This is a genomic window from Sphingomonas xinjiangensis, from assembly GCF_014199255.1.
Classification (GTDB): domain Bacteria; phylum Pseudomonadota; class Alphaproteobacteria; order Sphingomonadales; family Sphingomonadaceae; genus Sphingomonas; species Sphingomonas xinjiangensis.
Genome location: NZ_JACIJF010000006.1, coordinates 214,827 through 236,075 on the forward strand (window position 1 = coordinate 214,827; position 21,249 = coordinate 236,075).

Annotated in this window: 18 protein-coding genes; 5 read left to right on the top strand and 13 right to left on the bottom strand. The window is 66.3% G+C overall.

Annotated elements, in window-relative coordinates; translation table 11 throughout:
• The first annotated feature begins 11 nt into the window (after positions 1–11).
• The gene (locus FHT02_RS12250; protein ID WP_184087919.1) at positions 12–1,082 is read left to right on the top strand and encodes a DUF3667 domain-containing protein; all 1,071 of its coding nucleotides are present in this window, start codon (positions 12–14) and stop codon (positions 1,080–1,082) included.
• A 55-nt stretch (positions 1,083–1,137) separates the two neighbouring features.
• On the opposite strand, the gene FHT02_RS12255 is transcribed toward FHT02_RS12250, so the two are convergent.
• The gene (locus FHT02_RS12255; protein WP_184087921.1) at positions 1,138–1,278 is read right to left on the bottom strand and encodes a hypothetical protein; all 141 of its coding nucleotides are present in this window, start codon (positions 1,276–1,278) and stop codon (positions 1,138–1,140) included.
• Positions 1,279–1,587: 309 nt separating this feature from the next.
• Here FHT02_RS12255 and FHT02_RS12260 point away from each other — a divergent pair, with 309 nt between their 5' ends.
• Together FHT02_RS12260 and FHT02_RS12265 are read left to right on the top strand one after the other, a co-directional pair.
• Positions 1,588–1,881 (top strand): hypothetical protein, encoded by a 294-nt coding sequence (locus FHT02_RS12260; protein ID WP_184087923.1) that lies wholly within the window; start codon positions 1,588–1,590, stop codon positions 1,879–1,881.
• 386 nt (positions 1,882–2,267) lie between these two features.
• Positions 2,268–5,186 carry a TonB-dependent receptor gene (locus FHT02_RS12265; protein ID WP_184087925.1) on the top strand — a complete coding sequence of 973 codons (2,919 nt, stop codon included), beginning with the start codon at positions 2,268–2,270 and terminating at the stop codon, positions 5,184–5,186.
• Between the two features lie 493 nt (positions 5,187–5,679).
• Here the strand turns inward: FHT02_RS12265 and ftsH are convergent, their stop codons facing one another.
• The 10 genes from ftsH to FHT02_RS12315 all read right to left on the bottom strand — a co-directional run bounded on the left by ftsH (position 5,680) and on the right by FHT02_RS12315 (position 17,726).
• The gene (ftsH, locus tag FHT02_RS12270) at positions 5,680–7,653 is read right to left on the bottom strand and encodes an ATP-dependent zinc metalloprotease FtsH (RefSeq protein ID WP_184087927.1); all 1,974 of its coding nucleotides are present in this window, start codon (positions 7,651–7,653) and stop codon (positions 5,680–5,682) included.
• Positions 7,654–7,722: 69 nt separating this feature from the next.
• On the bottom strand, positions 7,723–8,616 hold the full coding sequence (gene tilS / locus FHT02_RS12275; protein WP_343056935.1) for a tRNA lysidine(34) synthetase TilS: 894 nt from the start codon (positions 8,614–8,616) through the stop codon (positions 7,723–7,725).
• Positions 8,617–8,713: 97 nt separating this feature from the next.
• Entirely contained in the window at positions 8,714–9,649 is a 936-nt protein-coding gene (locus FHT02_RS12280) for a tetratricopeptide repeat protein (RefSeq protein ID WP_184087931.1), read from the bottom strand.
• Positions 9,650–9,730: 81 nt separating this feature from the next.
• A complete protein-coding gene (locus FHT02_RS12285) occupies positions 9,731–10,555 on the bottom strand; it encodes a helix-turn-helix domain-containing protein (RefSeq protein WP_184087933.1) in 825 nt (274 codons plus the stop codon).
• Between the two features lie 107 nt (positions 10,556–10,662).
• Entirely contained in the window at positions 10,663–12,939 is a 2,277-nt protein-coding gene (ptsP, locus tag FHT02_RS12290) for a phosphoenolpyruvate--protein phosphotransferase (RefSeq protein ID WP_184087935.1), read from the bottom strand.
• A 40-nt stretch (positions 12,940–12,979) separates the two neighbouring features.
• Positions 12,980–13,594, bottom strand: a complete 615-nt coding sequence (locus FHT02_RS12295) for a hypothetical protein (protein WP_184087937.1) — start codon at positions 13,592–13,594, stop codon at positions 12,980–12,982.
• 130 nt (positions 13,595–13,724) lie between these two features.
• Entirely contained in the window at positions 13,725–14,456 is a 732-nt protein-coding gene (locus tag FHT02_RS12300; protein ID WP_184087939.1) for a hypothetical protein, read from the bottom strand.
• A 65-nt stretch (positions 14,457–14,521) separates the two neighbouring features.
• Entirely contained in the window at positions 14,522–15,520 is a 999-nt protein-coding gene (locus FHT02_RS12305) for an NAD(P)H-dependent flavin oxidoreductase (RefSeq protein WP_425506435.1), read from the bottom strand.
• A 96-nt stretch (positions 15,521–15,616) separates the two neighbouring features.
• The gene (locus FHT02_RS12310) at positions 15,617–16,411 is read right to left on the bottom strand and encodes a hypothetical protein (protein ID WP_221239452.1); all 795 of its coding nucleotides are present in this window, start codon (positions 16,409–16,411) and stop codon (positions 15,617–15,619) included.
• Positions 16,412–16,457: 46 nt separating this feature from the next.
• Complete coding sequence (locus FHT02_RS12315; RefSeq protein ID WP_184087943.1) at positions 16,458–17,726, bottom strand: aspartate kinase; 1,269 nt, start codon at positions 17,724–17,726, stop codon at positions 16,458–16,460.
• A gap of 58 nt (positions 17,727–17,784) precedes the next feature.
• Here FHT02_RS12315 and ubiG point away from each other — a divergent pair, with 58 nt between their 5' ends.
• Entirely contained in the window at positions 17,785–18,516 is a 732-nt protein-coding gene (gene ubiG, locus FHT02_RS12320) for a bifunctional 2-polyprenyl-6-hydroxyphenol methylase/3-demethylubiquinol 3-O-methyltransferase UbiG (RefSeq protein ID WP_184087945.1), read from the top strand.
• A gap of 76 nt (positions 18,517–18,592) precedes the next feature.
• On the opposite strand, the gene FHT02_RS12325 is transcribed toward ubiG, so the two are convergent.
• Complete coding sequence (locus tag FHT02_RS12325) at positions 18,593–18,964, bottom strand: tRNA-binding protein (protein ID WP_184087947.1); 372 nt, start codon at positions 18,962–18,964, stop codon at positions 18,593–18,595.
• 156 nt (positions 18,965–19,120) lie between these two features.
• A complete protein-coding gene (locus tag FHT02_RS12330; protein ID WP_184087949.1) occupies positions 19,121–20,155 on the bottom strand; it encodes an ATP-dependent DNA ligase in 1,035 nt (344 codons plus the stop codon).
• Positions 20,156–20,203: 48 nt separating this feature from the next.
• On the opposite strand from FHT02_RS12330, the gene ung reads away from it, so the two are divergent.
• Entirely contained in the window at positions 20,204–20,899 is a 696-nt protein-coding gene (ung, locus tag FHT02_RS12335; RefSeq protein ID WP_184087951.1) for a uracil-DNA glycosylase, read from the top strand.
• The last annotated feature ends 350 nt before the right edge of the window (positions 20,900–21,249 follow it).

Consider the following 21,249-nt stretch of genomic DNA (forward strand, 5'->3'; position numbering starts at 1 on the left):
CAGGGGGCACCATGGGGGGAATCGAAGCGGCGGGCGAGCTGGTCACCGGCGGCTTGCTGGGGCGAGCGATGGATCACCCGTCCGGCGGCGTCCATGCCGGCCGTGGCGGGGGCATGTGCCTTAATTGCGGCACCGCGCTGATTGGCGAGCATTGCCACGAATGCGGCCAGCCTGGCCATGTCCACCGCTCGCTCCACGCCGTCGGGCATGAGATCGTCCACGGCGTCTTCCATTTCGAAGGCAAGTTCTGGCGCACGCTGCCGCTGCTCGCCTGGCGCCCCGGTGATCTCACGCGCCGCTACATTGCGGGTGAGCGCGCGCGCTTCGTCTCGCCCATGGCGATCTTTCTCTTTTCGCTCTTCGCCATGTTCGCGGTGTTCTCCTGGGCCGGCGTGACGCCGACCACCGAGCTCAAGGGCAACACCGCCAAGCCGCTCGCCGCGATCGAGGAAGAGCGCAAGGCCGTGGCCGAGCGCCGGGACGAGGCGATCAAGGACCGCGACAAACTTTCGCCCGCCGACCCCGACCGTGCCGATGAACAAGCGCGCATCGACGACGCCACCGCCCGGCTAAAGGCGCTGGAGATCGCCGCGGCCCCGCTGCGCAAGGCCGGCGAAGTCCCCGTGTCGGACGAAGTCAGCTACACCGGCAATCCTTTCCTCGATCACGGGATCGAGAAATGGCAGAAGAACCCGTCGCTGATGCTCTACAAGCTTCAGTCCTCGGGCTATAAATTTTCCTGGCTGCTTATTCCGCTGTCGCTGCCGTTCCTCTGGCTGCTGTTCTTCTGGCGCCGTGAGTACAAGCTGTACGACCATGCGATCTTCATCATCTATTCGATCGCGTTCATGTCGCTGTTGTTCATCGTGCTGAGCGTCGCGTCGGCGGTCGGCGTCGCTTCGGACTTGGTGCAGGTGCTGGCGATGATCGTGCCCTTCGTCCACATCACGCGCCAGCTGCAACAGGCCTACCATCTCGGCTGGCCCTCCGCGATCGTCCGCGCGGTGATCCTCACCGCCTTTATCGGCATTGTCCTGTCGCTCTTCGTGCTGATCCTGCTGACGATGGGCGCGACAGGGTAGGGCGGTCCACGCTGGTGTTATGCCGGCGCCCGAAGTGCAGCAGTGCGCGCCCGAGTCACATCACCGGCGCGACGGTTCCTGCATCGAACATGGCGCGGATGACGGCGCCGGCAATGCCGCACAATAGCAGGGTAAGCCACGCAAGGATCACCAGCATCCTGGTCGATCTGCGTGCCTTGTTGAACATCCGTATCATGCCGTCAGATCCCGTGACGTGTTGAGCCCAGGGCCCTTCCTTTCCATTGTAGAACCGAAAGCCGCCCGCTTCCCGCGCCCGGGCTCCGGTGTTTTACGCAGGAATTGTGCGTACCTGCCGACCGTCGCCGCTCAAGGGCGATCCGCGCCACGACGTGCGCCGCGGCAACGGCAGGAATGTCTGCGCCAGGAGGTCATGCTCGGCCAGCGCGGCGGCTTCGGCCACTGCCCTTGCCCCAGGAACCCGCAAAAATCGCTTTCGAACCGCCAGCCACCGGCGTAAACGGTTATCCCCGAAGGGAGCGCACCGATGAGCTTGACGCTGCAACAGGACATGAGCACGCACCGGCGTTGGCGCACGGCGATGGCGGGCGCCGCCCTCGTGCTTCTGGTGCTCCCCGCGATCGCCATGCAGTTCACCGATGCCGTCAGATGGGACGCGCCCGATTTCGCGGCGGCTGCCCTTCTCCTTGCCGGCGTCGCCGCAACCGCCGAGCTCGCCTTCCGCTTGCTTCCGCCCTCTGCAATCAGGGCCGGCGTGATCGGATTGGCCGTAGCGGCCGCGATGGTCGTCTGGGCGGACGCCGCCGTCGGGATCTTCTAAGCAGGCACCTGCCTTTGCCGCGTGCGGCATGCAGCGCGCCCGCGCTGCTCCCATGTTCGGCTGCATAAGGCGAGAGCGCAGCGCCGCGCGCGCTGCCTGATCTGCACGCCGGCGCTTCGCGTAAAGCGCTGACAGGCAAACCACGCCCGCAATGCGCATCGGCGCGCCCATGATGAAGGACGCCAATCCGCGCCTTCGCTGCGGTTAAGACGCGTATTTATCAGACAAATCAAACACCGTTGGCCGCACCCGGTTCGCTGCCTGCTCCGCCGCCATCGCCGGCGCATCATGACGGCTGTGTGAAATTGCGCTTGCTTTCCCCCGCTGCCGAGTCGTAGTTTTGTCCTACTAAAAGAGCGGCCGATGCCGCCCCGAGGAGAGGACCAATGGCTTTCAAGCCCGCTTTTCTGTGCACTGCTTCTGTCGGTTCGTTGATGTTCGCGGCCATGCCGGTTGCGGCGCAAACGGCCGCGGATCAGACGGCAACGCCGGCAGGTGACGCCGCCTCGGCGCAGGATCAGGCGCCTGCGGACGAGGAGATCGTCGTCACCGGTGTGCGCGGTTCGATCGTCGGCGCGCTCAACGTGCGGCGCGAATCCGTCCAGATCGTCGACTCGGTCGTGGCCGAGGATGTCGGCAAATTGCCCGACAATAATGTGGTGGAAGCGCTCCAGCGCGTCACCGGCATCCAGGTGACCGACCGCGCTGGCGGCGAAGCCGCGGCCGTCACCATCCGCGGCCTTTCCGATCCGCTGACCACGCTCAACGGCCGCAACATCTTCACTGCGGCGGGCACGTCGTTCGCGTTGCAGGACGTGTCGGCCAACCTGGTCAAGCAGGTCGACGTGTACAAGACGCGCGCCGCGGATCAGATCGAAACAGGCCTTGCCGGTCAGATCGACATCAAGACGCGCCGCCCGCTCGATTTCGACGGCTTCGCCATTTCGGGCCTGGCGCGCGGCATCTACAGCGAACAGGCCGACAAGATTAATCCCAACGTCGCACTGCTGGTCAGCAACCGGTGGAGCACCGGTATTGGCGATATCGGCCTGCTCGTGAACGGCAGCTATTCGCGCTACGAATACCGCAACCAGAATGTCCAATCGGGTGCGCTGGTGCCGTTCCTGACGGCTGATGGTCCGCGCCCCGCAGTCACCCCGACCGAAACCTGCGGCGGTGACAATCCGCCTGCGAGCTTTGTCGGCCTGGAGCGCCTGTTCCCGACCGATTGCCGGGTCGTAACCGCTGCCAATCGCTTCGGCACGACCTGGACGCCGGGTCTCGATCGCGGCCTATCCACCGCGGCCGGCTCGACGCTCAACATCAACGGCGCCGAGATTCCCTATTATCTTTCGCGCGACGCCGTGATCAGCTCGGACCTGTACGGCAAGCGCGAACGGCCTTCGGTGAACGCGGCGCTGCAATGGGCGCCCAACAGCAGCTCGGTCTATACCGCCGAGTTCTTCTACAGCGGCTTCCGCGGCAATACGTCGAACAACCTGCTGTTCACCTTTGCCGATTGGTGGGGCAATCTCGGCTCCAATCCCGGCTCGACCTTCGAGCTGTATGACGGCACCAACATCATCAAGTCGCGCCGCGCCGGCGCGGTGGCAGGCTTCAACAGCGCCGATTACGCTACCAACCGCACCGACAGCTACGTCTATGCGCTCAACGGCACCTGGGACGTGGGCACCGGCGGAAAGATCACCGCGGACGTCACCTATCAGGACAGCACCAACGAAACCGCGTTTTTCGCGATCCGCACCAGTCGCGGCCCGCTCGATCTCGATGTGGACTTCAACGCTGGCGGCGGCATTCCCGCCTACAGCTTCGGGAACCCCGGCGTCCTGACCGATCCCTCCGCCTGGACCCTGGGTGAGCTGTACGACAGCGGCACCCGCGGTACAGGCAACGCGATCACTGCGATGCTCGACGGCGAGCAGAAATGGGATGACGGCTTCCTTCGCCGCATCAAGCTGGGTTTCCGGTACGACAATCGCGACGCATCCACGTTCGTGCGCGATCAGGGCGGCGCGCCGCTGGGCACGAACCTCACCGCGCTGGGCGAGGACGCGATCTTCACCAACGCGAACTTCTTCGATGGCCGCGCCGACGTGCCGAGCAGCTGGGTCCTTCCCGATGCAGCGGCGCTCTATCAGGACGCGGACGCCCTGCGCACCCGCTACCGTGCCGTCAGTCCCAACCTGCTGCTGTCGGACCAGCTTTCGTTCACGCGCGTGTTCGACATCAACGAGATCAACACCGCGGCCTATGCGCTGGCCGATGGCGAGCTCTCGCTGTTCGGTCGTCCGCTCCAGCTTCAGGCAGGCGTGCGGTTTGTCGCGATCGACACCGACTACACCTATTTCGATCGCACCAGTGGCGCCGCGACTCGCGTGTCGACCGGATCATCCAAGTTCCTGCCGAGCGTCACCGCGCGTTATGAACTGACCGACAATCTGCGCCTGCGCTTCAACTATGGCGAAACGCTGCGCCGCCCGGCCTTTGGCGATCTCAATCCGAACTACACGCTCACCGGCGACCTTTCGAACGTCGGCTTCGGCACCGGCTCCGCCGGCACCGCCACCTTGGCGCCGACGCATTCGAAGAATTACGATCTGGCGCTGGAATGGTATTTCGAACGCAACAGCGCGATCTATGTGACGGCGTTCCGCCGCGAGATCGATGGTCTGGTCGTGCCGCTGACCATCCGCGAGGTCCTGCCGAACAACTACCTCACCAACAACTACACCGAAATCTTCAACATCACGCGTCCGATCAACGCCTCCGACGGCGTGCTGAAGGGTGTGGAGATCGGCGTCACCTACTTCCCGAACTATCTGCCTGGTCCGCTGGACGGCCTTGGCTTCACGGGCAGTGCGACGATCCTCGATTCGACTCAGACGATCCCCGTCACCGACGCCAACGGCGCGATCACCGGCGAAAGCGAATCGTCCTTCTTCGCGGTGTCGAAATTCTCGTACAACGCCACTTTGGCGTACGATAACGGCCCGATCGGCGCGCGGCTGTCCTACATCTGGCGCAAGGGCTTCCTCAACAACAACGAAGCGCGCGCCTTTGCCAACCCGATCGGCATGTGGCGCAAGCCCGAGAGCAGCCTGGATCTCCAGCTGACCTGGAACGTCGCCAAGAATATCGGCGTCACCTTCGACGCCGTGAACCTCACCAAGTCGAAGCAGCAGAACTATTATCAGTTCGGCGACGTCGGCGGCGCCGATCAGTTCAACTCCAGCACGCTCCTGCTCGACCGCACCTTCGCACTGGGCGTGCGCTTCTCGATGTAACGATGTCGCCGCCGGGGCTCGCTCCGGCGGCAGCTTCTCCTTCACGTCGGGCGGGCTCCATCCGCAACATGCTGCATCCACCTCCCCCTAAGGGGGGAGGTCGCGAGGCTCGGCACCTCACTGCCCAGTTGCAGCGGAAGGGGGGGCGGCGCTCCAGCGCCTCGCGGTTTGCAGCGCAACCGCCTCCGCTCCACGTCGCGCTAGGCGTCGCCGCCCATGGAGCGATACAATTTGCCAGCACCGTCACTTTCGCAAGAAATTCGGCATGGCGCCACTGTCCGTTGGCGAGAGCTTCAGGAGAAGGTGCAGACCGTCGGCTAGCTCCCAACAATGAAGCGCGCTGGGATGAGCGGCTGGCGAAGGTGGCAACCCTGGAGCCGGAGAAGCTCGCTCCCAAGACCACGTGTTTGCAACGTATATCGCCAAAGAAAAAGCCCTCCTCCAGCATCCCGGAGAAGGGCTTTCGCGTCAGTGGTAAGCCTAAGCCCGAACCTCAGGCGCCCTGCGGCGCCGGATTGCCGAACGGACCCTTGGGCTTGCGGATCTTGGGAATGGAGGTCCCCGCCGTCGCCACCACCGTCGCCTTGGCGCCGGGATCCTCGCGGTCGATCTGGTCGCCGGCCAGCACCCGCTTGATCTCGTCGCCGGTCAGCGTCTCATATTCCAGCAGCGCCTGGGCAAGCCCGTGCAGCTGGTCGATATGGTCGGTCAGCACTTGCTTGGCACGATTCAGGCCGCCCTCGACGAGCTTCTTGATCTCCGCGTCGATCAGCAGCGCGGTCTCGTTCGACATGCTCGCCGCACGGCTGCCGCCATAGCCGAGATAGCCCTGCTCCTCTTCGGCATATTCCAGCGGACCGACCGCTTCGGACATGCCCCACTTCGTCACCATCGAGCGGGCAAGACGCGTCGCCGACTGGATGTCCGAAGACGCACCCGATGACACCCGGTCATAGCCGAAGATCAGTTCCTCGGCGACGCGACCGCCCATCGCGATCGACAGATGCGCGTACATCTGGTCGCGGTGCATCGAATTCTGGTCACGCTCGGGCAGGCGCATCACCATGCCCAGCGCGCGGCCGCGCGGGATGATCGTCGCCTTGTGGATCGGATCGGACGCCGGCTCGTGCAGCGCGACCACGGCATGGCCTGCCTCGTGATAAGCGGTCATCCGCTTCTCGTCCTCGGTCATCAGCATCGACCGGCGCTCGGCGCCCATCATCACCTTGTCCTTGGCATCCTCGAACTCGCTCATCGCGACCAGCCGCTTGCCGCGGCGTGCCGCCAGCAATGCCGCTTCGTTGACCAGATTGGCCAGGTCGGCGCCCGAAAAGCCCGGGGTACCGCGCGCGATGGTGCGGCTGTCCACGTCGGGTGCCAGCGGCACCTTCTTCATATGGACTTCCAGAATCTTCACGCGGCCTTCGATGTCGGGACGCGGCACCACCACCTGGCGGTCGAAGCGGCCCGGACGCAGCAGCGCGGGATCCAGCACGTCGGGGCGGTTGGTCGCCGCGACGATGATGATGCCTTCGTTGGCGTCGAAACCGTCCATCTCGACCAGCAGCTGGTTCAGCGTCTGCTCGCGCTCGTCATTCTGATTGCCCACGCCGCCGCCGCGCGAACGGCCGACCGCGTCGATTTCGTCGATGAAGATGATGCACGGCGCCGACTTCTTGGCCTGCTCGAACATGTCGCGCACGCGGCTCGCGCCCACGCCGACGAACATCTCGACAAAGTCGGAGCCCGAGATCGAGAAGAACGGCACGCCCGCTTCACCCGCGATTGCGCGGGCGAGCAGTGTCTTGCCGGTACCGGGCGAACCGACCAGCAGCGCGCCCTTGGGGATCTTGCCCCCCAGCCGCGCGAACTTGGTCGGGTCCTTCAGGAACTCGACGATCTCCTCCAGCTCCTCGCGCGCCTCGTCGATGCCCGCGACGTCGTCAAAGGTGACCTTGCCTTCTTTCTGCGTCAGCAGCTTGGCGCGGCTTTTGCCGAAACCCATTGCGCCGCCCGCGCCCGAATTCTTCTGCATCTGGCGCACCACGAAGAACGCGATGCCCAGGAACAGCAGGAAGGGGAGCGACTGATAGAGGATGTAGAACCACACCGACGGCTGCTCTTCCGGGCGCGCGTTGATCGTGACGTTCTTTTCGCGCAGCGTCTGGATCAGCTGGGGATCATAAGGCGCGTTGGTGCGGAACTTCGCGTCGCTCGACAGCGTGCCGGTCACCGTGCTGGTGCCGCCGGTGCCGCCGGTGACGTTCACCGACTTCACTTCGCCGGCCTGCACCTTGTCCAGGAAGCTCGAATAAGCGATCGAATCGCCCGCCGCGGCGGTGCTCCGGCCGTCGAACATCGTGACGAACAGGGCAAGCGCGGCAAGGATGCCCAGCCAGATCAGCAGGCTCTTCATCCACGGATTACCGCCGTTTTCCGGACCCTGCTGCTTGTCGTTGTCGTTCATGTGGTGCTCGGTACCTTTCCAACGCTCAACATAGGAGCGCGCAGGTTAATCGCAATGGAACAACGTTGATCAGTGTGATCGGCGCGGCGGTGCCACGCTGAAGGTCCATGTGGCATCGCGCGCGCGCGCTTGCACCCCCGCAATCGTACCGGTGCCGCCCCTGTCGAGCATTTGCACCAAAGCATCCAACCGCTCCAATTTGGGCGACGCGGAAAGCTTTGCATGTTCAATGACTTGGCAGATCGCGCGCTTTGCGAGCCGTCGGCGGATCTCGTAAGGCATTGATTTTATTGAAACCGACACGTTGTACGCGTCGACCAGATAGTGGCTATCGGCCCGAAGCGCCCATTCCTGCTCCGCAAAACAGGCCAACGCGTCCTCGGCATGCCGCAGGTTGCTCGCCGCAAGGGCCAGGCGGTCGGACCGCAACTCGCCCGTATCAGCCAGCAACTGCCGGATCCGCGCCCGGTCGAATCGAGCATGGCGGTTCGACGGATCCTCGACAGGCTCAATACCGGCGGCCCGCACCACGCCTGCAAGTTCAGCGCGGCTCCACCCCAGCAGCGGCCGCACCAGCGCGAGCCCCGGCCGCAGCGTGCGGCGTTCGGCCATCGCCGCCAGCCCGCCAACGCCGGCCCCGCGCCGCGCCCGCATCAGGAACGTTTCGGCGACGTCGTCCTGCTGGTGCGCGACTGCCAGCCACGGCGCATCGCCTGCCCACTGTGCAAGCAAGCGATAGCGCAACCGCCGCGCCGCTTGCTGAAGATTGCCGGTCAATTCCGCGTTAGGGCCCCGCAGCACCGCGTGCGGCACGTTCAGCCGGCCACACACCGACCCGACAAACGCCGCCTCCTCGGCAGCCCCGGCGCGCAGCCCGTGATCCACCGTCGCGGCGATCACCGCCCCCGGATACGCCGCCGCCGCCAACAGCAGCAGCCCCAGGCTGTCGCCGCCGCCCGACACTGCCAAGGCCAGCCGTCGATCGAGGGAGGGCGGGACTCCGGTCAGCGCCTCCAGATCATGCCGAAACCGCTCAACCAGATCGCTCAGCGGCGTCAGCTCACTTGCACTTGTTGGTGGCACGGCCCTCTGCGACCCCGGCCTTCATCTCGGCGGACAGCCGGTCGCCATACAGCTGGGTCAGCTCGTTATAGACCTTGCAGACCTCGGTTGACGGCTTCTTCAGCTTGGTCAGCGCATCGGCCAGATAATACAGACTGTCGGGCGCCCGCTCGCCATTGGGGTTCTTCTTGTAGTTTTCATAGAACGCCACTGCCGCCAGGCTCGGCGCACCGGCGTCCAGGTACGAGCGTCCGAGCAGATTCTGCGAATAGCTGGCGCGGCGGTGCTGCGGATACTTATTCACCACCGTCTCGAACTGCGCCCGCGCTTCCGGGTAGAGCTTGGCCTGCCACAGGCGATAGCCATAGGTGTACGCGTCCTCGGCGGCGTCGCCGCTGCTCGGCTTCGCGACGGCCGCCACCAGCTGCGCACGCGCGCCGTTCGGCTTCTCCGTGAGCGCCGGCTTGGGCGTGCCCGCAGCCGGCCGGGGCGCGGGGGCAGGCTCGTCCAGCGCGGCAGTATCGCCGGCCACTGCCGCGCCGGGTGCCGGCGCGGGTCGTGGTGCCTCAACGCCCTTCAGCCGCGCATCGGTCGCTGTCTTGTAGGCGTTGAACGCGTCTTCCAGCTGGCGTAGCCGATACTGGCTCTGCTCCACCTGGCCGGTCAGCGTGGTCAGCTGGCCTTCAATCGCCGCGACACGCTGCGTCAGGTCGGCGACCGGGCTGCTTGCGGGCACGCCGGGAACTACGTCGTTGATCTCGGGCCGGATCTGCGGCTCGACCGTCTGACCGGCGCCGCCTGGGAACACCTTGCGCTGCACCGCGCGCATTTCGCGCTCCAGCTTGTCTACGCGGACGTCGACGCTCTGCGCCTGCACGGTGCCGCTGGTCCCAAGCGCCGTTGCGGCAACCGTCACGGCCATCATCATACGCATCAGATCACACCCCCCGGTGGATTGGCTGAAAGGACTGGATGTTGCGCCGCATAGACGAACCCGGCGCTTTTGTCGCGTCCTTCACTCGGGCGCCGCGCTGGCATTGCCGGTCTCGGCTGCTGCGCTGCCACGCGCCTGAAGCGCGGCAGCGCTCACCGGCACGTTCACCGTCTCCACGCCTTGGCCAAGCGGCGGCACCTGCGACCCGTTGATCAGCACCTGGATGTGATCGGGGCGGCCGGTCCGAGCGACCGGATCCTTCGCGTCCTGCGGCACGTCGAACCGCTCGCCCGCCGCCATTTCCTTCTCGAACAGCCGCTTGCCCGCGCCGTCGCGCACCCGAAGCCATACCGCCTCGGTTGCGACCAGCGTCACTTGACCCCCGGCAATCGGCGTGGGGGAAGGCGCCACTGCAACGCTGGCATTGGCGGGACCACCCGCCGACGCGGTATCGGTCGGTGCCAATACGTCTTCGGGCGGTGTACTGGCGCGGAACAGGTTGGTGCCGTACCACAGCCCCACGCCGGCAAGCACCAGCAGCGCCACCACCAGCGCGCTCCAGGCGAAGCCGCGCGAGGGCACCCGGGCGGGGTCTTCCAGCGGATAATATTGCGGCGCCGGCGAACGCTCGGGCAGGGATCCCATGGCGTTGCGCACATCGCGCGCAATCGCCACTTCATCCTCCCCGACCGCGCGGGCATAGGCCTTGGCAAAGCCGAGCGCATAAGTCGAGGAAGGGAGCCCGGAATAGTCGCCGCTTTCGATGGCCTCCAGATGGCGCTGCGGGATGCGCGTGCGAACGGCGATCTCGGCCAAGTCCAGCCCCTGGACCTCGCGGGCGGCGCGCAATCTGCCGCCCGCGCCTAGGGGCGTAGCATTGGCGTTTGGGGCAGTATCGCCTTCCATCCTGGTCTCCGGCCAAGGCGTCGGCACCGCTGCCGCGCCTTCGTTGCGGGGATGTCCCTCACACCGGTGCCGCTGTCAACGCCGCGCCGCCGCAAATCGGCGGATAATCAAGCGAGTTCGATCGATCGTTCCGCCGCCCATGCCGTAAGGGCGTCTCGCATAGGCGTGCGCGGTTCGGCCAACAGTGTCGTCACCAGCGCCCTCACACCCTGATGGTCGAGCGATCGCACCATCGCCTTGATCGGTCCGACCGCCGCCGGCGTGATTGACAGCCGGCGAATGCCCAGCCCGATCAGCGCCATCGCCTCCAGCGGCCTTCCACCCATCTCGCCGCACACCGTCACCGGCACGCCCGCGGCATCGGCCTGTTCCACTACCCGGCGGATGAAGCGCAGGATCGACGGGCTCAGCCAGTCGTAGCGCAGCGCGAGTTTGGGGTGCGCGCGGTCGGCGGCGAACAGGAACTGCGTCAGGTCGTTGGTGCCGATCGAAAGGAAATCGATCTCGGGCAGCAGCACGTCGAGCACCTCGGCCAGCGCCGGCACCTCCAGCATTGCGCCATAGCGGATCTCGATCGGCAGCTTCTTGCCGCGCGCCGACAGCCAACTGCGCTGCGCCTCGAACAGCGCGCGGGCCTCATCGAACTCCCAGGGTTCGGAGACCATCGGGAACATGACGTTGAGCGTCCGCCCCGCCGCCGCTTCGATCAGCGCGCGCGCCTGTGCCTTCATCAGGCCATCGCGGTCCAGCGCCAGGCGCAGCGCGCGCCAGCCCATCGCCGGATTCTCCTCGTCGCCTTCTTCGTCATGGTTGAGATAGGGCAGCGCCTTGTCGCCGCCGATGTCGACGGTGCGGAACACCACCGGACGATCCCCCGCGGCGTCGAGCACGTCCTTGTACAGCCGCCGCTGCGCCTCGCGCTGGGGCAGGGTCGCCGACACGAGGAACTGGAACTCGGTGCGGAACAGGCCGATGCCGTCGGCGCCGGTCAGGTCGAGCGCGGCGAGGTCGTCGCGCAGCCCGGCATTGACCATCACCGTCACCCGCTGCCCGTCGCGCGTTACCGGCACTTCGTTCTTCAGCTGGGCAAAGGCGGCGCGGCGCTTCTGGCTCAACGCCAGCTTGGCTTCGAACGCTTCCTGCATCGCCTGGCTCGGGCGGATGAACAGGCTCTCCTCTGTGGTATCGAGCAGCAGCAAGTCGCCCTCGGCGATCAGCTTGCGGACGTCGCGCACCCGGCCCAGCACCGGCACGCCCATCGCCCGCGCGACGATGGTGACATGCGCGGTCAGCGATCCTTCCTCGAGCACGACGCCCTTTAGCCGCCGCCGGTCATACTCCAGCAGCTCGGCCGGGCCCAGATTGCGCGCGACCAGGATCGAATCCTGCCGCAGCCCCATCTGCGCGGCGGTTCCCAGCTGGCCCGAGACGATGCGCAGCAGCCGGTTGGACAGGTCCTCCAGGTCGTGCATGCGGTCGCGCAGCAGCGGATCGTCGATCTCGCGCATGCGCTGCCGTGTGCGCTGCTGCACCCGCTCGATCGCCGCCTCGGCGGTCAGCCCCGAGTCAATCGCCTCGTTGATGCGCCGGCTCCAGCCTTCGTCATAGGCGAACATCTTGTAGGTCTGGAGCACTTCGTCATGCTCGCCGCCGCCGCCGAACTCGGCCTGGCTCGCCATGCGCTCGATCTGGTCGCGCATCTTGTCGAATGCGGCATAGACGCGGTGGCGCTCGGCCTCGGTATCCTCGGCGACGGTATGCTCGATGACGATGCGCGGCTGGTGGAACACCGCCACGCCCGCCGCCATGCCGTCGACCAGCTTAAAGCCCGGCGCATGGCTCGCTGCGGTGGGCAGCAGGCGGGTGGATGGCGCGCCGGCCGCGTCGATCAGGTCGGCATTGGCGATCAGCTCGGACAGCACCATGGCGACCGTCTGCAGCGCCTCGATCTCGACATCAGCGTAGCGGCGCTGTTCTTCATGCTGCACCGCCAGCACGCCGACCGATCGCTCGCGGCGGATGATCGGCACCCCGGCGAAGCTGTGGAAGCGTTCCTCGCCCGTTTCTGGACGATAGGCGAAATCAGGGTGCGTCGCCGCTTCGTCCAGGTTCAGAGTTTCGACATTGGCGGCGATCGTGCCGACCAGCCCTTCGCCGAGCGCCAGCGTAGTGACGTGCACCGCTTCCTGCGCCAGCCCGCGCGTGGCAAACAGCTCCAGCACGCCTTCGCGCAGCAGGTAGATCGAACACACCTCGCTATCCAGCGCGGTGCCGATCACGTCGACAACTGCGTTCAGCTTGGCCTGCGCCGGCAGCCTTCTGGCCATCACGTCGTGGAGGCGGGTGAGGATCTCACGGGCGGATGCGGCTGCGGTCAAGGCCATTCCTCGACCGCTACCAGATTGCATCAGCCCACGCCACGGCTCAGGGGAAGACGGGCATCCGCGCCGCGGGTCCTGCAACCGCAGCCATCGTCACCGCCGCCGTGCCGCCACGCCACCCCGCCAGCGCAGTGCGGTAAGCGTCGTACGCACGGTAAAAGCCGGTGAACGGCGCCTCCAGCCGGGGCAGGGCGGCCAAGGCGAAGGTCTCGAACGCTGCGGGCTGCACCGTCAATGCCTCGCGCAGCACTTCATGCTCCACCGCGCAGAACGCGTCATGCGCCGGCGGCTGTGCGAAAAAGTTGTACACCCTCGTCATAGCGCGGTCGTGCTCGCCCTCCCATTCCGCGGCATGGCGGGCGCGGTATAGCGCCTTTACGCCAGTATCCGCCTGCGCCAGCGCCGTGCGGTGCAGTGCCAGCAACTGGTTGTACCCGGCGATCGTCTCCGCCTCGAAGGCATCGCGGCAGCCGAGCGCGGCGACGTTCAGCGCCGCACGAACATGCCAGCTGGACTGTGACGGGCTCAAATCGCGGTTCGGCGTCAGATACCCGCCTTGTGCGTCGAGCGCCGGCACCGCCTGGTTGGGCGCTGCGCCTTCGGGCGGCTTGGGCGCCTCGGACCAGCTCTGGGCAACCGCCGGCAGGGCGCTCAGCAATGCCACGGCAATGACTATGCTTCTTACAAAACCCTGCATGATGACCCCCCGAGCTGCGCGAAGGAGCACGCGCATCCGGCAGGATCATTATAGAAGGCTCGGGGAGCGCCCCGAGCGGGTTGCCAACGGTTTACGGTCTTATTTCAGGTGCTTGCACGGGTGCGGTGGGTGCCGCGGGCGCGACCGGCTCCGGCGGTGGGGTCAGCTCTTCCACGCGCACATAGCCGGTGGTCACCTGCACCTTGCCAAACGCGTTGGCCCAGCGCGCCAGGTCCGCTAGGTACTTCTCATAGGCGCCATAGAAGTCGAGGAACGGCTGCTCCAGCCGCTGCATCGCCTTTGCGGCAAAGACCGGGAACTCGGCATCCGGCACTGCAGGTACCTCAGCCAAGACTTGGCGTGCCGCCGCGCAGAAGCCCGGCTGCGCCGGCGGTTGGGCGAAGTAATTGTACAAGCGCGTCATCGCCACATCGAGCGTGTTGAGCGAGCCATATTGCGTGGTCAGCGCCTTGTACGATTCGTCGAACCGCGCGCTGCGGGTGCGGATCAGGCTGTTGTACGCGTTCGCAACGCTGTGGGCGGCATCGTCGCAACCCAGAGCGGCCACGTTCAGCGCCACACGGAAATGCCACACGGTGCCCGCCCCGCTCAGGCTGCGGTTCGGCGTCGCATAGCTCCCATCGGCCAGCTTGGGCGGCAGCACCAGGTTCGGCGCCGAGCTCGCCGGCGGCGTCGGCTTGGGCCCCGGCATCGGCGGCAGCGCCATGAAGGGGGGTGCCACAGGCGGCTTCACGCGCTCAGCACAGGCGGCGGCGACCAGTGGCAGCGTGAGCAGGCAAAGGCGGGCAACGATACGCGACATCAGACACACTCCCTTGGGACCTTCTGTCCCGCCGCAAGACCGGCTTCGATCAGCCGGCGTTCTTTTCAGGCGGCGCGCTTTTCCAGCGCCTGAACGGCCTCGCCCATCAGCGCGGCAATGATGTCGGCGACCGGCTCTTCCTTGCGCACCATGCCTACCGACTGGCCGGCCATCACCGACCCGTGCTCGACATCGCCGTCGATCACCGCGCGGCGCAGCGCGCCGGCCCAATAATGCTCGATCTGCAACTGGGCCTCGGCCATTTCGACGCTGCCGGTATCGAGCAGCTGCGCCACTTCGCGCTGCTTGGCGGTGAACAGCTCGCCGCCGGCGTTCTTGAGCGCGCGCACAGGGATCACTGGCAGGCGCGGGTCGATCTGCACGCTGGCGATCGCGTCCCGCGCCGAGGCGCGGATGAACGCCTTCTTGAAGTTCGCATGCGCGATGCTTTCAGTCGCGCAGACGAAGCGCGTGCCAAGCTGCACGCCTGCAGCACCCATGTCGAGATAGCCTGCGATCGCCTCGCCCCGACCAATCCCGCCGGCGACGAACACCGGCACGTCTTGGGCGACCTCGGGCAGGATCTCCTGCGCCAGCACGCTGGTCGACACCGGGCCGATATGCCCCCCGGCCTCCATGCCCTCTACCACCAGTGCGTCGACGCCCGATCGGATCAGCTTCTTGGCCAGGCTCAGCGCCGGCGCGAAGCAGATCAGCTTCGCGGGCTTGCCAGTGCCTGGGCCCTTGATCGCGTCGAGCGACCCTGTGGGCGGCAGTCCGCCCGCGAGCACGATATGCGTCACTTCATGCTTCGCGCACACTGCGATCAGGTCGAACAGCTGCGGGTGCATGGTGATGAGGTTCACGCCGAACGGCTTATCCGTCAGCGCCTTGGTGCCTGCGATCTCGGCGTCGAGCAGCTCGGGCGTCATTGCGCCGCACGCAATCACCCCGAACCCGCCGGCGTTGGAGATCGCCGCCACCAGGTTGCGCTCGGACACCCACGACATCGCGCCGCCCAGAATCGCGACCTCCGAGCCGAGGAATTCGCATCCGCGCGCCATGCGGCGGCTAAGGCGCTCGGCGCCAACAGTGTTGCCAATGGTCATGGACCGACGCCTAGCCGCCCGACGCCCGTACGGGCAAGCCGCAGCGTGCCGTCATTCGCGGGTGATCTCGTAATCTATGCGGATTGCGACCCAAGTGCCGATCATCTCCTTGCCGCCGACCCGCGGCGCGCGCACGAGGAACTGGAACGCGGCCTGCCGCACTGATCCCGCCAGTCCCGACCCGCGCGGCGATTCGCCCAGTTCCTGGCAGTCCTCAACACGGTAGCGCGCCACCGTGCGGCAGGCGATCAGCCCCCAGCCCGAGCTGCGCGCCCGGCTCGACATATAGGTCGACAGCTCCGCCTTGGTCGGCCGGCGATACCATTCGGCAGCATAAAGCGGCTCGCCATTGGGGGCCTTGCCCGCCACTTCGCTATCCCCCGGCATCCGCCCGCCGCCGCTGCTCGCCGCTTCACCAGTCTCTGCACCCGCGGCGCTGCCGGGCGCCTGCGCACGCGAGGGCACCTTGGCGATGTCGGCCGATCGATACTCCTGCCGCGTCATTGGGATGATGCCGTCGGGCAGAACGATCGGCGGTTCCGGCGTGGGCGGCGTACTGGGTTGCACCTCGGGCGGCCGCACCGGCTGGGGCTGGGGCTGGCTGCGCGACGCCCGCTCGGGCGCGGCCTTGGCCGGGCTCTGCTCGGCGGCCTCTTCGCTGTCGCCGGTGCTGACGTCGAAGGTTGTGGTGCGCGGTCCGTCCTCCACCCCCGGCAGATCGGGTGCCATGAACAGCAGCAACAGCGCGATCAGCGCTTCCACCAGCAGCGCCAGCACCATCGCGCTGCCGCGCCGGCCCAGCGTCTCGCGGACGCGCGTGGAGGCGAGATAGGCAGTCGATGGCATGATCCTGCTTAGCCCATCGACCGCGTGATTGCGCCAGCGGGAAAGGTCAGGCGGCCTCGATCTCGGCGTCGAGGCCATAGGCGGTGTGCAGCACGCGCACCGCCAGCTCGGTATAATCCTCTTCGATCAGCACCGACACCTTGATCTCGGACGTGGTGATGGCAAGGATGTTGATCCCCCGCTCGCCCAGTGTCTTGAACATCGTCGCCGCGACGCCTGCATGGCTGCGCATCCCCACGCCCACCACCGAGATCTTGGCGACGCGCGTGTCGTGGGTCAGCTCGCTGAAGCCGATCGCCGCCTTGGCCTGGTTCAGCGTCTCGATTGAGCGCGCCAGGTCGGAGGACGGCACGGTAAAGGTCACGTCGGTCGCGCTCGCCGAACCCGCGCTCTGGTGCGCGATGTTCTGGATGATCATGTCGACATTGATGTTCGCCTCGGCCAGCGGGCCGAAGATCGCCGCCACTGCGCCGGGCTTGTCGGGCACGGCGGTCAGCGTGATCTTGGCTTCGTTCTTGTCGTGCGCGATGCCGGTGATGAGCTGGCGTTCCACGTCTATCTCCTCTTCGCCGACGATCATGGTGCCGGGCAATGTATCCGCCATCGGTGCGTCCTCGCCGGTGAAGGACGACAGCACCTGAATGCGGACATTTTCCTTCATGGCGAGCCCGACCGATCGTGTCTGGAGCACCTTTGCCCCGACGCTGGCGAGCTCGAGCATCTCTTCGTAGGTGACTTTCTTCAGCTTGCGCGCCCGCGGCACGATGCGCGGATCGGTGGTGTAGACCCCATCGACATCGGTGTAGATGTCGCACCGGTCGGCCTTCACCGCCGCGGCCACGGCTACTGCCGAGGTGTCCGATCCGCCGCGTCCCAGCGTCGAGATGCGACCGTCATGCACGCCCTGAAAGCCCGGCACCACCGCCACTTCGCGCGCGCCCATGCTGGCGAGCAGCGTGCCGGTTTCGATATCCTCAATCCGCGCTTTGGCGAACGCGTCGGAAGTATGCACCGGCAATTGCCAGCCCAGCCACGACCGGGCCGGAACCCCGATCGCCTGCAGCGCGATCGCCAGCAGGCCGCTGGTGATCTGCTCGCCGGCCGAGACGACGACGTCATACTCCTTGGGATCGTACAGCGACGATGCTTCCCGGCAGAACCCGACCAGCCGGTCGGTCTCGCCCGCCATGGCGGAGACCACCACGGCGATTTCGTTGCCTGCTTCCCATTCGCGTTTCACCCGCGCGGCGACGCTGCGGATGCGCTCGATCCCGGCCATCGACGTGCCGCCGAACTTCATCACGATGCGAGCCATGGGTGTGTCGGGTCCCCCGGGACTTGGGTAAGATGGGGCGTCCTGATAGGGGGGGCTTATGGCCAACGCAACTAAAGCAACGATTGACCCCCGCGAAGCTGCGCATTTCGGAAAGCTTGCCGCGGACTGGTGGAATCCCCGTGGTTCCTCGGCGATGCTCCACCGGCTCAATCCCGCCCGGCTCGCCTTCATCCGCGAAGCCGCCAACGCGCATTGGGACCTGGAGCAGGCCAGCTTTACGCCGCTGGCAGGCAAGACCGCGATCGATGTCGGCTGCGGCGCCGGTCTCCTCGCCGAACCGCTCGCCCGCCTCGGCGCGCAGGTCACCGGCCTCGACGCCGCGCCTGAGAATATCGGTGCCGCCCAGGCCCATGCCGCCGCCACGGGCCTGGAAATCGAGTATTTCGCCTGCGGCATCGAGGATTTGCATGACCGCCGCTTCGACCTGGTCACCGCGATGGAAGTGATCGAGCACGTGACCAACCCCCCTGAGTTCGTCGCCGGCCTTGCTAATGCACTCGCCCCGGGTGGCCTGCTCATCCTCTCCACCCCCAACCGCACGCCATTGTCCCGCCTGGCGATGATCACGATCGGGGAGGGGGCAGGGATGATCCCCAAGGGTACGCACGCCTGGGACCAGTTCCTCACCCCCGACGAACTGACCGCGCTGCTCGAAGGTGCCGGCCTGCGCGTCACCGCCCGCACCGGACTGACCTTCTCGCCCGCACGCGGCTTCGTCACCGGGGGCGACGAAACACTCAACTATTTGATCAGCGCGGTTGCGGCTTAACCCGGGCGGCCCATCAACCCTTCGGTCGTCCCGGCCTTGAGCCGGGATCCCGCTTCTTCTTCGTCTGCGGATCGACCTAAAACAACCGCCCGCCATTCGGCACCGGCTCGGACGGCCGCACCAGCACCACCTTGCCATCGGCATCGGGAAAGCCGAGCGTCAGCACCTCGGACATCACCTTGCCGATCTGCCGCGGCGGGAAATTAACCACTGCCGCCACCTGGGTGCCGACCAGCTCCTCGAGGCGATAATGCTCGGTGATCTGCGCCGAAGACCGCTTACGCCCGATCGCCGGCCCGAAATCGATCACCAGCTTGAACGCGGGCTTCCGCGCCTCGGGAAAGGGCAACGCCTCGACAATGGTCCCCACGCGGATGTCCACGGCCAAGAATTGATCAAAGCCGATCGTCTCGGCAGCGGGCGCGTGGGCGTCGTGAGACATATGCATGAGCGGCTTTTCGCAAAAATCAGTCCTCCCCTGCAAGCCTAGTCTAACCAGTTCCCCGGCGAGGGCCGGGGCCCATTTGCACCGAATGCGAGAGGGCTGGGTGCGCTTCGTACCGCGTCGGAGCTGGGCCCCGGCGTTAACCGGGGAATCGTGCAATCACCGAGTCTCGGTCTCCACCTCCACCAGCGCAGCCTCCACCACCGCCGGTGGTGCTTCTTCGCCAAGCTGCTCCATCGTGCATTGCCGCGGCGCCTTGTCGGGCCGCCAACGCAGGAACCCGGTGCCGTGCCGGAACCGCCGCCCGGTGACGTGATCATAGCGCACCTCGGCCACCAATTCGGACCGCAGCGGCTGCCACTCTGCCGAACGATCGGTCGACCAGCGGCTCGGCCCGCCCGGCGCGTCGCCGGTGAAGCCTGGTGCCTCGATCAATCCTTCCAGCTGCGTTGTCAGCGCTGGCCGGTCCGCCGCAGCCAACCCCGAGGTAAAGCCGACATGGTGCAACAGCCCACTCTCATCGAACAGCCCGAGCAGCAGCGACCCCACTTCGCGCTTCTTGGTCGCATAGCGGAACCCGCCCACCACGCAGTCGGCGGTACGCAGCCGCTTGACCTTGAGCATCGCGCGCTCGCCCGCACGATACGGCTCGTCGATCCGCTTTGCGACCACACCATCCAGCGCACCACCGGCGGCGTCCAACCACGCCTGCGCGGTTCCGCCATCCTCTGTGCGCGGCGATAGCCGCAGCATCGCATTGCCGTGCGTTCCATGAAACCGCTCCAACACCCGCCGCCGATCGGCGAGCGGCGCACCGGTCAGCATTTCGCCCTCTAGCGCCAGGCAATCGAAAAGCATCAGCCGCGCCGGCGTCTCCGCAGATAACCTCCGGATTCGGCTCTCCGCCGGATGTAGCCGCATCTGCAACGCGTCGAACGACAGGCTCGCGCCCAGCGGGATCAGCAACTCGCCATCGAGCACCACTTGGTCGACCTTCAGCGCCGCAATCCCGGCAACTACTTCAGGAAAGTACCGCCCCAGCGGCTTGCCCGACTTGGAGTGCAGCGCGACGTCGCTGCCCTGCTTGAACACCAGGCAGCGGAAGCCATCCCATTTGGGCTCGAACTGCCAGCCGGCATCTTGGGGCAGCGCCTCGACCAGCTTGGCTTCCATCGGTTCGATCGCGTCGATCATCCTCGCCCAACGTTGACACACCGCCCCCGGTTGCGGGACAGCCTCGCCATGGCCGACGTAAAGCTGCACCCAAGCTGGCGCGAACCGCTGCGCGACGAGTTCGCCAGCCCGTACATGGCCGCGCTGCGCGAGTACCTCCGGGTCGAAAAGGCCGCCGGCAAGCGCATCTTTCCGGCCAGCCAGAACTGGTTTCGCGCCCTCGACCTCACCCCGCTGGAGCAGGTCCGCGTCGTCATCCTCGGCCAGGATCCCTATCATGGCGAGGGTCAGGCGCACGGGCTGTGCTTCTCGGTCCAGCCTGGAGTTCGCACGCCGCCCAGCCTGGTCAACATCTACAAGGAGATGGAGGCTGATCTCGGCATCCCGCGCGCGCGCCACGGCTTTCTCGAACATTGGGCGGGGCAGGGCGTGCTGCTATTGAACGCAGTGCTAACGGTCGAGATGGCCCGCGCCGCCGCGCATCAGGGCCGCGGCTGGGAGCGCTTCACCGACGCGGTAATCCGCTTGATCAACGCCCGCCCGGAGCCCGTCGCGTTCATGTTGTGGGGCAGCTACGCGCAGAAGAAGGCCGCGTTCGTCGACTCGATCGACCGCGGCGGTCGCCATCTCGTGCTGAAAGCCCCGCATCCCTCGCCGCTATCGGCGCATACCGGCTTCTTCGGCTCGCGCCATTTCTCCAAGGCCAACGCCTTCCTGGAAAGTCACGGCCAAAGGCCGATCGACTGGGCGCTGCCGGAGCTCTGAAGCGTCCCATAGAACAGGGCGTGCGGCCTTCCCTTGGCCAGCCGCGCATCCTGCTGCACTGACGGCGCTAATACTCTGATGATGGCCTACAGTGCCACGCGGATCGCCAGTGCAAGGAGGCCATCTTCCTAGACTGAAGCCTTTCCAGTCAACTGCTCTCTCAACATGCCCTCTAGTGTAGCACGTTGCGTACCGAAACGCTTCGCAGCGAACCGGCAATGGCGGCCATGTCAGCCAACACAGCTTCATGTCAGAAAATGGTGCCCAGAAGAGGAGTATGCCGAGGCGGGATGTCGAGGTCAGCGGAGAGGGTGAGATTTTGTCCAGCCTTTTCAAGGCCGGGGCTGGTT

What these genes read in the sequence shown, in the direction of transcription:
- FHT02_RS12250 (WP_184087919.1), top strand. Translation starts at nt 12, where the DNA reads ATGGGGGGAATCGAAGCGGCGGGCGAGCTGGTCACCGGCGGCTTGCTG.
- FHT02_RS12255 (WP_184087921.1), bottom strand. Translation starts at nt 1,278, where the DNA reads ATGATACGGATGTTCAACAAGGCACGCAGATCGACCAGGATGCTGGTG.
- FHT02_RS12260 (WP_184087923.1), top strand. Translation starts at nt 1,588, where the DNA reads ATGAGCTTGACGCTGCAACAGGACATGAGCACGCACCGGCGTTGGCGC.
- FHT02_RS12265 (WP_184087925.1), top strand. Translation starts at nt 2,268, where the DNA reads ATGGCTTTCAAGCCCGCTTTTCTGTGCACTGCTTCTGTCGGTTCGTTG.
- ftsH (WP_184087927.1), bottom strand. Translation starts at nt 7,653, where the DNA reads ATGAACGACAACGACAAGCAGCAGGGTCCGGAAAACGGCGGTAATCCG.
- FHT02_RS12280 (WP_184087931.1), bottom strand. Translation starts at nt 9,649, where the DNA reads ATGCGTATGATGATGGCCGTGACGGTTGCCGCAACGGCGCTTGGGACC.
- FHT02_RS12285 (WP_184087933.1), bottom strand. Translation starts at nt 10,555, where the DNA reads ATGGAAGGCGATACTGCCCCAAACGCCAATGCTACGCCCCTAGGCGCG.
- ptsP (WP_184087935.1), bottom strand. Translation starts at nt 12,939, where the DNA reads ATGGCCTTGACCGCAGCCGCATCCGCCCGTGAGATCCTCACCCGCCTC.
- FHT02_RS12300 (WP_184087939.1), bottom strand. Translation starts at nt 14,456, where the DNA reads ATGTCGCGTATCGTTGCCCGCCTTTGCCTGCTCACGCTGCCACTGGTC.
- FHT02_RS12305 (WP_425506435.1), bottom strand. Translation starts at nt 15,520, where the DNA reads ATGGCGCGCGGATGCGAATTCCTCGGCTCGGAGGTCGCGATTCTGGGC.
- FHT02_RS12310 (WP_221239452.1), bottom strand. Translation starts at nt 16,411, where the DNA reads ATGCCATCGACTGCCTATCTCGCCTCCACGCGCGTCCGCGAGACGCTG.
- FHT02_RS12315 (WP_184087943.1), bottom strand. Translation starts at nt 17,726, where the DNA reads ATGGCTCGCATCGTGATGAAGTTCGGCGGCACGTCGATGGCCGGGATC.
- ubiG (WP_184087945.1), top strand. Translation starts at nt 17,785, where the DNA reads ATGGCCAACGCAACTAAAGCAACGATTGACCCCCGCGAAGCTGCGCAT.
- FHT02_RS12325 (WP_184087947.1), bottom strand. Translation starts at nt 18,964, where the DNA reads ATGCATATGTCTCACGACGCCCACGCGCCCGCTGCCGAGACGATCGGC.
- FHT02_RS12330 (WP_184087949.1), bottom strand. Translation starts at nt 20,155, where the DNA reads ATGATCGACGCGATCGAACCGATGGAAGCCAAGCTGGTCGAGGCGCTG.
- ung (WP_184087951.1), top strand. Translation starts at nt 20,204, where the DNA reads ATGGCCGACGTAAAGCTGCACCCAAGCTGGCGCGAACCGCTGCGCGAC.